Source organism: Bacillus sp. GMs2/2 (assembly GCF_050172095.1).
Lineage (GTDB): Bacteria > Bacillota > Bacilli > Bacillales > Bacillaceae_G > Bacillus_A > Bacillus_A cereus.
In genome coordinates this window covers 1-9,503 of the sequence record NZ_JBNLYE010000159.1, presented here as the reverse complement: position 1 = coordinate 9,503, position 9,503 = coordinate 1, and the positions used below count along the sequence as shown (strand labels likewise).

Below are 9,503 nucleotides of genomic sequence, written 5' to 3'. Positions count from 1 at the left end.
TTTTCTTTTACATATTAAAATGGAAGTACCCTTTCAATGTATACTGACCCCTTTACAAATGGTGAAGGGATTTTTTTATTTAATAAATTAGTTTTACAAAACATATAAAATGTTAAACTCGTAAAAAACAGGAATATCATGCAATTCCCTTTGATATTATTTTTTTTTGCGGTCATGGTGCAAAAAATCTCTTAAACTTAGACATACTGATATTACTACTCTAAAAAGTGGCATTATCAGTATGAGAAACCAAAATTTGTTTAATCTGAAACATTATCAGCCTAAAATCATCCTTCTTACAGTGAGATGGTACTTACGGTACAACTTAAGTTTTCGTAATTTGGTGGAAATGATGGAAGAACGAGGCCTATCAATAGCTCATACCACGATTATGCGTTGGGTCCATCAATATGGTCCTGAGTTAGATAAGAGAATTCGGCATCATCTCAAGCCGAGCAATGACTCATGGAGAGTAGATAAAACATACATAAAAGTAAAAGAGAAATGGATGTATTTGTATGGTGCGGTCGATTCAAAAGGGAATACCATTGATTTTTAATTAAGTAAAAATAGAAATCCCAAATCAGCCAAGCGCTTTTTCGCATGTATCCGATCCTCGTGTCATTACTGTAGATAAGAATCCATCTCATCCAGTAGCAGTTGAGGAGTTAAAAGAAGAAAAAAAGATGCCAAAAGGCATCCAAATAAGAGAAATGAAATATCTTAACAACATTGTGGAACAGGATCATCGGTTCATTAAAAGGAGAGTCCTTCCTATGTTAGAGTTCAAGTCTTTTGACAAAGCTACATCCTTTCTTTGGGTAGTAGAAGCTATGCATATGATCAAAAAAGAACAGATTGATTTACGGGACCAGTCTGTCCAAAATCAGAAAGAATTCATTCATTAATTGTTTGGACTTGCAGCATAACATACGATTCCGTTAGGAATATATGCGCTTTATTCTCTTTTATTTTTGCACCAGAGCCGATTGAAGGAAAACAGCCAAAGAAGTGGAAAAATAATCCCTCTATTATATATAACAGAGGGATATATATATTTATTCATAAAAAAACAAAAAAAGGAGAGGGATATCTCCCTCTCCACCAATAAAATCAAACATATTTACAATTAAGGAAGGGCATAAATTCATCAAGTGATGAAAGGAACACTAATAGTTCACCTAGTGAATTATAACATAAAACAACTCCTGTTAATAGGTAATATTACCATTAATGGAATCTTTGCGACAACTTTGTTAAATATCTTAATATTAAAAGGTTTTATATGTATACAAATGGAATGTGGATAGTGTAGGAGTAAAATATAAGAGGGATATATATTATGTTTAACAAAAAACAAAAATTAATAACAACCGTAACAGCTTTAACATTAGGATTTGGATTTACTTTCGGATTAACACCAGCCTTTGCAGATTCTACTAAGATGTCTGCAAATAATACCCCTGTTCACTCTATTCAAAACCAAGAGCAAGAGCCTTTTACGGGATATGTCATTTCAGTAGATAAGAATTACTTAGTGGTTGCTGCCACTTCTACAAAAGACGAAGCGCTCGCTTACCAAAATGATTGGTGGGATCTAGTCTCTCAGAATAAAATTTTACGAGTTCCTGTTTCAGGTGGGGAAAATTACACATTAGGTGAAAAATTAAACGTATATGCAGTTGGTTGGACTGCATCATTACCACCAATCGCTGTTATGCCTACAATTGAAAAATTAGCCCAATAGGTAATAGCATCTGATATAAAATAAATAACCGATTCCTTAATTGTATAAGGAATCGGTTATTTTTTGTGAAAAATGTGTCTAAACGTACAATTTTCCTGAAATGATACGGTGCCCCAATATAGTTTTAGAAATTTTAAAAACACATTCACTTATACTCTCTTTGAAGCCTTTGGATGTACACAGCCACCTAAAATCTGTTATTATATCTACATATTGCATGAATCATATATTCTTTGTATATCGTTGAAATTATGTAAATTCTATGAATGGAAGGGGGATATAAAATGTTAACTGAATTGCAAAAAAAGTTTTTCTCAAAATTAAAAATTCCTACAAAAGATAATGTAGAATTTGAAGATTTACATGCAATTCTTTTACAAATGGGGTACTTATTACCGTATGAAAATATAGATATTATGGAAGAAAACATGCAAGATTTTTCTAGAGATAATATTGAAGAAAAACTCCTTTTAAAAAATCGTGGCGGATTATGCTATGAGATTAATTCATTATTATATTATTTTTTGTGTGATTGTGGATTTAATGTGTATCGAGTAGCTGGAACTCTATATGATCCAAAAACAAGAAAGTGGAACCCTGATGATGGTCATGTATTCATCGTTTTACAGTACAAAGATGAAAACTATGTAATAGATGCTGGTTTTGCAGCTTATCTTCCTTTACATCCGGTTCCTTTTCATGGTGACAGTGTAACTTCTGTGACGGGAGAATATCGTGTTCGTAAAAAAAACACAGAGAAAGGAACCCATGTATTTGAAATGAAAAAAGGAGAGAATGGAGAAACTTCTCATTTTCTTGATTCAGACCTTACTGATACCTGGTCGATAGGTTATGCTTTTTATCTAAACAATATTGATGAAAAGAAAGTAAATGGGGTACAGCCGAGATACGTGTAAAAATAGGTCATAGCCTTACTTTTATTTCCAACTATGACCTACTTCTTTTATAGAGGTATTTCTTCTTCTATTGGATGAGGGATCTTTTGTAAGTCAATTACATAATCACCAAATCGTTTTATATGTCTAGTTATATAGGGACTTAGCCTTTCTAAATCTTGACGTGAAAAGCGATAACCTTCATTTTTTAGTTGCCATAAAATTGTTGTGATATCTACTACATTTTGAAAAATTACAGAATTGGTGATTAACTCATTGTATTTTATACGTTTTTCTTGTTCGATTGGATCATTTTCCGTAATAATACCATCGCCACCAAAGAACAGCCATTTCGAAAATCCATTATAGGCTTCGACTTTATTTGTACTAGCTGTAATTTGTTCACGTAGTTTCATATCCGAAATATATTGAAGAAGGAATATTGTCCGAATTACCCTTCCAAGCTCTTGAAATGCTTGATATAATCGATTTTTCTTGCTATTACTGCTTAATTTTCTAAGAAGTGTCGAAGGTAGTATTTTCCCCATTTTAATAGAAACAACTACTTGAAACAGGTCTTTCCAATGGGTTTCAATCAGCCTCCAATCAATTACATCTTTAAATAAGGGGTCTATATGTTTATACTGCGTATGTTTATCTGGACGGAAAAATTTTAAATCTTTCCAATTAGGAATTCTAGGCATCAGTTGAATTCCTAATAGATAAGATAAGGCAAATACAGGGGTGGACTGTCCTTGTGTATCCGCATGAAGGGTATCTGGTTGAATATCAGATTTATTTTTTAATAATCCATCAATAATATAGATTGCTTCCCAAACACCGCAAGGAATAAAATGACTAAAAAGAGCAATATAATTATCCGCAACATGATGATAGGCCAAAGCTCCATACCCACCATAACGAATATGATATTCTGATATTAAATTTTCTGTGTACATATCATGTTTTGTTCCATCAGCTGCAGCTATTTTCCCCGTTCCCCATAGTTTTGGTAAACTAAATGTATGATATTGATTTAAAACGTCCTGAAGTGCTGCATTTAATCTTGGAATATGAATATGTCTGCGATTCACAAAAGAAAGCATATGAGGTGTAATCGTATTACGCATATGTTTAGCTGTTTGTGTAGGACCTAAATTACATCCATATCCAAAGGTAGTCACAATGTAACGCTCCGTTGGATCTTCTAGTTTAGAATCTGAACCAGATAAAGGACCAAAATGTTTTGTCCAATGAGTCCAATGTTCTACATTACAAAGGATATCTAATACCGTTCTTTCAGGTAAGCGTTGTATAATTTCTTTTTCCAACAATTTGCTACTTATAGACACAGTTTTTCGTACAAAGCGTTTTAAAATGGGTTCCCCATCTTCTGTTATCATAACCTGACCATTATTCGGATAATTTAAATCTACCGTATTCACAACAGAAGTTAAGTTCTGTTTCAGTTGTTTAACAAATTGAGTAGGAGAGGAAGGGAAGTTAAGTTCTTTACAATATTCTTTAACTAACGGTTCACATTCTTCCCAAGATAATAACTGTTTCCTATAATCAGCGTATTTTTCAGAACCTTGTACACTCACATCACCTGTCTTTAATTCTGAAGCTAAATAGGAAAATATACAGATTTCAAGCCGTTTACGATACAATAAATTAGAACCTTTTCCAACTCGAAGAGTTTGTTTCCATTGCTCGTTAGCAAATGATAAATCAATACTAGTAGGAAGGAGTTCTACCCTTCGATTTTCATTTAACAATAAAAATTGTAACGCTTTTATGAGAGAATCATCCTGAGTTGTTGAATCTAATTTTAATAATGAAATCAATCGAAATAAGGTCTTTCTATGACTGTTATAAAACTTTTCTAGTAGAGGAAGATAGTTATTCCCGTTATACGAAGAAAGGGCTAAACAATCTTGTTGTAAAGAATCTATACCACCCCTTCTTTCGAATAATTCTGTTATTTCACTTCCTATTATATTCGTATCATCATGCATATGAGTCGTATGTAAAACTTCACTCAATATAGAAATAAGATTTTCACTTATCGAGCGCTGCTTTTCTCGCAAAAGAGCTAATTCTTCTTTTCCCTTTTTATGTATCCTAGCAATCCTTTTTAAAAACATATCTATTAAATGATCTCTTGTTATAATTTGTGAACGATAAATAACTGATAATAGGAGTGTATATCTTTTGGCCATAGTAAAATCTTTCATTTCCGATGCATCTAAAGATAATGCTTCTAATGCGAAATTTTTGATTTTAGAATTTGGAACTTCTTTTAACAATTCCTCGATGTTTGACATAAATGATGTAATAAAATCTAATTTGTTTTGTAGCTCTTTCATGTGAGAGATTGAGGGGCTTTTAGGTAGTTCTTTAAAATAATTAAAACTGGAATGCTTGGTTTCTTGTGAAGTGCGTAGTAGCTCATCCAGTTAATGTTTTTCTTGGTTTGATAATCGATTCATAACAGTATGGCACAACTGATTGTTAACTAACGTGCGGACACGACGAACAAGTCTATCCAAAGTGCTGAATGCTGGTAACTCATAATGTCCTTTAATTAATTCTTCAATGGCAACATTAATTAAATCTGGTGGATGATCCATGACATGGGCAGCTTTATAAATAGCTTTTGTTGCTACGTGCAAAGCATCTCTGCCAAATGTAGAGACTTGTAAATACTGACGGATTTCTTTTTGATGTCGATACATCACTTTTGAATTGAATTTAATCTCTACTTCATCAGAGATATGGAGACCAGATTGAATATGTTGCAACACAATCGGCGGGATCTCTTTAGGCCGTGGAAAATATCCTAACCGCTGAAAAGATTTCAACATAACTAAACAAATAAAAACGGAACTTTCTCCACGAGCTATACGATGTGCAAATATATTTTCTTCATGTGTAACCGTATAAATTGTTGCAAGTTCTTTCTTAGATATATTTTGTTTGAACCTGGGATATGCGGTACGTTCAATTGAAGTCACTGGTATTCCTCCTGATTAAAATTATCGCAATGGAATCGTCGATTCTTTCATCTTACGATAAAACATTTAAAATTGTCTATTATGGGTAGACTCTAATCATACATTTATGAGTTGTTGAAAACATTCAGTTTTGAACGTATGATTAGGGTGTATGATAATAGGTTGGAAAATGAGGTGAATTTTGAAAAATGAAAATTGCTTACGCTAGAGTTTCCACATTAGATCAAAACTTAAATAGACAGATAGAAACTTTAAAAGAATTTGGAGCGGAAAAAATATTTACGGAACAAAAATCTGGAGCATCTGTTCATAATAGAGAAGTGTTTCAGGAGGCGCTACAATTTGTTCGAAGTGGAGATACCTTTATGGTAGAAGCAATTGATAGACTTGGGCGTAATTATGATGAAATTATCCAGACTGTTAATTACTTAAAGAAAAGGGAAGTAAAATTAATTATCACTAGCTTACCTATCATGGCAGAAGCAATTGGAAATTCTTTATTAGACAAATTTATTAAAGATTTAATCGTTCAAATTTTAGCTATGATTGCGGAACAAGAACGAACAGAAACGAAAAGAAGGCAAGCACAGGGAATTTCGATTGCTAAACAAAAAGGTGTTTATAAAGGAAGACCGCTCCTCTATTCTCCAAAAGCAAAAGATCCACAAAAGAGGTTGGTATATAATCGGGTGGTTGAAATGTTAAACAATGGCGAAGCCATTTCTCATATTGCAAAAGAAAACGGTATAACAAGGCAAACCGTCTACAGAATAAAGCATGCTATGTCTAGTTAGAGCTGGTATATGATTATTTAAATCTGGTTCTTATTTGTCATGTAAGCAAATTCTCACGTGACAAATAAGAATTAATTTTATACATAATAAAATCAGATTGGAAATAAAAGTAAGCCTATGACCTATTTTTACACGTACCTTAGCTGTACCCCTAGTTAATTGATTTTCATTAAAAAAGCGTTATTTGAATAGAAAATGGAAGAGATCTTAGTGCAAGGGAACATAACTGAAGATTTAAAAAGATTAGGGGTTAATGCAAAGAGAACGTATGGTGATGAAAATACATCGTACCAAGTATATGAGGTATCGGAGGAAGATTTTCAAAAGTTAAGTGATGATGCGGATAATGGAAATATAATACATGTTATGACCTATTTTCACATGTATCTCAGTTGAATCCCTATATTATATTTCATTTATACATTAATAAAAATTATTTTCTAACATTAATTTTCTTTTAGAAAAACTTTTAACTTTCATGATAAAATACCTTTAAAAAAGAGGTATAATTTGAATTTCAATAAGTCATTAACTCGCACTTAAAAACTAAGGAAATATAATGTAATCATTGACATCTACTACAAGCTTGTAGTAGATTTAAACCACTACAAGTTTGTAGTAGGTGTCAATGTGGACGCACAATGACAATTAAAGGGGTGTACACCGTGAAAAAATTTCATAAACTATCTGAAACAGAGCTGGAAGTGATGCAAACAATTTGGAAATGTAATGGTCCCGTCAAATCCAGCGAATTATTGAAAATTTTTGCCGAGAGTAAAGGGAAAGAATGGAAGGGACAAACAATTGCCACCTTTTTAGCAAGATTAGCAGACAAAGGATTTTTATATGTTCATAAAGAAGGGAGATCTAACACTTATATACCTCAGATTTCTCCTAAAGAATACAAACAGTTAGAGGCACGAGGTGTACTCAATGCGATGTATCAAGGATCCATAAAGAATTTTCTATCCGCGCTTTATGATAATGAAAAAATGTCAAATGAAGAAATCAAAGAGCTTAAACAATGGTTCTCAAAGAAGTAGGTGAAATAACATGAATGAATGGTTAGAACTACTTATAGTACTAACAGTTGCAGGAAGTACCGTAGTTGTTTGCATGCTATTAATAGAACCCATTTCCCGAATTTTCCTCCCTGCAAATTGGCAATATCTAATTGGGAAGTTAGGATTATTATTCTACACCTTACCCTTTGTTTATATCATTCACATGCTTTCTTATTTTTCACCTACTATAATTTCCAACTACAATTCGACAAAGCCTAAATATTTCGAAAAGATAATTTCTGGTCAAATTTTATCTTCAGAAACTATCATGTGGATTTTAATAATTTGGGCTATCGGAAGCTTTATTTCTATAACTTGGTACATGTATTGCTATAGAAAATTTGTTAATGAAATAAAAAAAAGCAGTTTACCTGTGAATGAGAACAATGATGTTTATAAGTTATTTTGCTCCTGTAAAGAATCATTAGGGATAAAAAAGAAAGTTGCTCTTGCGTATAACTATAATATATCAACTCCAGCTCTAGTTGGTTTATGGAAACCAACTGTACTTCTTCCAATTGAGCAAGGAGATCACATTGATCTAAATATGGTTATACGTCATGAGTTGATTCACTTTAAAAGTAAAGATTTATGGATTAAAATGTATACGTTAATAGTAATTTCTCTTCACTGGTTTAATCCTTTGGTTTATGTTCTGCGTAAACGCATCCATATATGGAGTGAATTAGCTTGCGATGAAAAGGTTGTAATGAAAATGACTCGTGCTGAGCGAAAACGCTATGGTGAAACTATTTTAAACATGCTAGAAAATACTTCTGTAATCCGCTCAACATTTAGCGTTTCTTTATCTGGATCTCGTAAAAATCTAGAGAGGAGATTAACTATGTTACTAAATGTTAAAAAGGCTAAAAAATATATTGGAGTTATTACAACTATAGGCATTGTTACAATTGGAGCTGTCGGGATTGCATCATCATCTTGGACCGCAAAAAACATATCGATCGTAAGCGCTTCTACGATGAAAGAGGCTAAAGAAAATCTTAATAAACCCAAAACTCTTGAATTAAACTCTTCATACGAACTAATGTCAGTAAAAAAATCTGATGGGAATAAATTCCCCCCCGAGGAATGGCAAGAAATCCTTAGTAAAATTAAAATTGGTGAAATTACCTGGGAAGATGAATAAACCTTTATTGAAGAACACTACTCTTTGGAGTAGTGTTCTTCTTAATATAATTTAAAACATAAGACTGATAATTAAATACAAAAAACCATCATTTTGTTCAATCTTTTTCAAAATGATGGTCCTTTATTTGTTTATTATTAGGGGTAAGATGTTTTTAAAATTTATTCTTTATTTTATAACTTTAATGAATTATATTTAAAACTTAAATTGGCTTGTTACGTTTACTCTAGCATTATTAGTAGAAGGAGTTCCAACAGCTACATAATATTCACCAGAAGGGCCACCTAAAGAAACTCTAGAACCTGAAGAAATACTTCCACCAGAGTAATTACTTGTCCAATATTGAGTACCAGTTTTAGCATTAATGAAGCCTATTTGAATATTTTGTCCTGATGGATTCCATGTGCAACTGTTTATAGTAACTACTTCTCCTTTATTGATATAAAAAGTGTTACTAGATTTTGCATAAGAATTGATACCTAAACTAGTTGAAATATTGAAAGTTGCTCTTGTCGAAGGTAAATTTGATTCATTTTTTGTTTCTACTTTATTAAAGTCTGAAGTAGTAGGAAGTGCTACTAACTCCTGAGATTGGACAACTTGTTGTGAAGGGGGTTGAATTGTGCTAGCACTAGCTCCCTCAACACCAATACCTAGAATACTAGCTGCCCCAATTACCGTAACTAAACTTTTCTTTAACATTTAAAATCCCTCTCCCTTTTTATTAGAATTAAAACTTTAATATTTATATTTGCCGTAATATTAAATACCATTTTACAATAATTAATTTTTCTGTATTTTTACATTGAACAAATGTTTAAAGTTCAAAACGAAAATA

6 protein-coding genes and 3 pseudogenes are annotated in these 9,503 nt (G+C 32.3%); 7 read left to right on the top strand and 2 right to left on the bottom strand.

The window, feature by feature from the left end:
* Positions 1–241 precede the first annotated feature (241 nt).
* From ACQGS6_RS18005 to ACQGS6_RS17995, 3 genes and pseudogenes are all read left to right on the top strand, one after another.
* Positions 242–908, top strand: a pseudogene (locus tag ACQGS6_RS18005) (IS6 family transposase).
* Positions 909–1,342: 434 nt separating this feature from the next.
* Positions 1,343–1,747: a DUF3221 domain-containing protein gene (locus ACQGS6_RS18000; protein ID WP_426965378.1), complete on the top strand. Its 405-nt coding sequence runs from the start codon at positions 1,343–1,345 to the stop codon at positions 1,745–1,747.
* Positions 1,748–2,031: 284 nt separating this feature from the next.
* Positions 2,032–2,649: pseudogene (locus tag ACQGS6_RS17995) on the top strand (arylamine N-acetyltransferase family protein); the annotation flags it as partial.
* Between the two features lie 62 nt (positions 2,650–2,711).
* On the opposite strand, the pseudogene ACQGS6_RS17990 reads toward ACQGS6_RS17995, so the two are convergent.
* Positions 2,712–5,660: pseudogene (locus ACQGS6_RS17990) on the bottom strand (Tn3 family transposase).
* A gap of 188 nt (positions 5,661–5,848) precedes the next feature.
* Here ACQGS6_RS17990 and ACQGS6_RS17985 point away from each other — a divergent pair.
* The 4 genes from ACQGS6_RS17985 to ACQGS6_RS17970 all read left to right on the top strand — a co-directional run bounded on the left by ACQGS6_RS17985 (position 5,849) and on the right by ACQGS6_RS17970 (position 8,665).
* A complete protein-coding gene (locus tag ACQGS6_RS17985; protein WP_426965377.1) occupies positions 5,849–6,454 on the top strand; it encodes a recombinase family protein in 606 nt (201 codons plus the stop codon).
* A 195-nt stretch (positions 6,455–6,649) separates the two neighbouring features.
* Positions 6,650–6,850 carry a hypothetical protein gene (locus ACQGS6_RS17980; RefSeq protein ID WP_426965379.1) on the top strand — a complete coding sequence of 67 codons (201 nt, stop codon included), beginning with the start codon at positions 6,650–6,652 and terminating at the stop codon, positions 6,848–6,850.
* A gap of 269 nt (positions 6,851–7,119) precedes the next feature.
* On the top strand, positions 7,120–7,497 hold the full coding sequence (locus tag ACQGS6_RS17975; protein WP_196473246.1) for a BlaI/MecI/CopY family transcriptional regulator: 378 nt from the start codon (positions 7,120–7,122) through the stop codon (positions 7,495–7,497).
* Positions 7,498–7,507: 10 nt separating this feature from the next.
* Positions 7,508–8,665, top strand: coding sequence for a M56 family metallopeptidase (locus ACQGS6_RS17970; RefSeq protein WP_426965376.1), 1,158 nt, complete (start codon positions 7,508–7,510; stop codon positions 8,663–8,665).
* A 195-nt stretch (positions 8,666–8,860) separates the two neighbouring features.
* On the opposite strand, the gene ACQGS6_RS17965 is transcribed toward ACQGS6_RS17970, so the two are convergent.
* Positions 8,861–9,367 carry a hypothetical protein gene (locus ACQGS6_RS17965; protein ID WP_098915626.1) on the bottom strand — a complete coding sequence of 169 codons (507 nt, stop codon included), beginning with the start codon at positions 9,365–9,367 and terminating at the stop codon, positions 8,861–8,863.
* Positions 9,368–9,503: the final 136 nt, after the last annotated feature.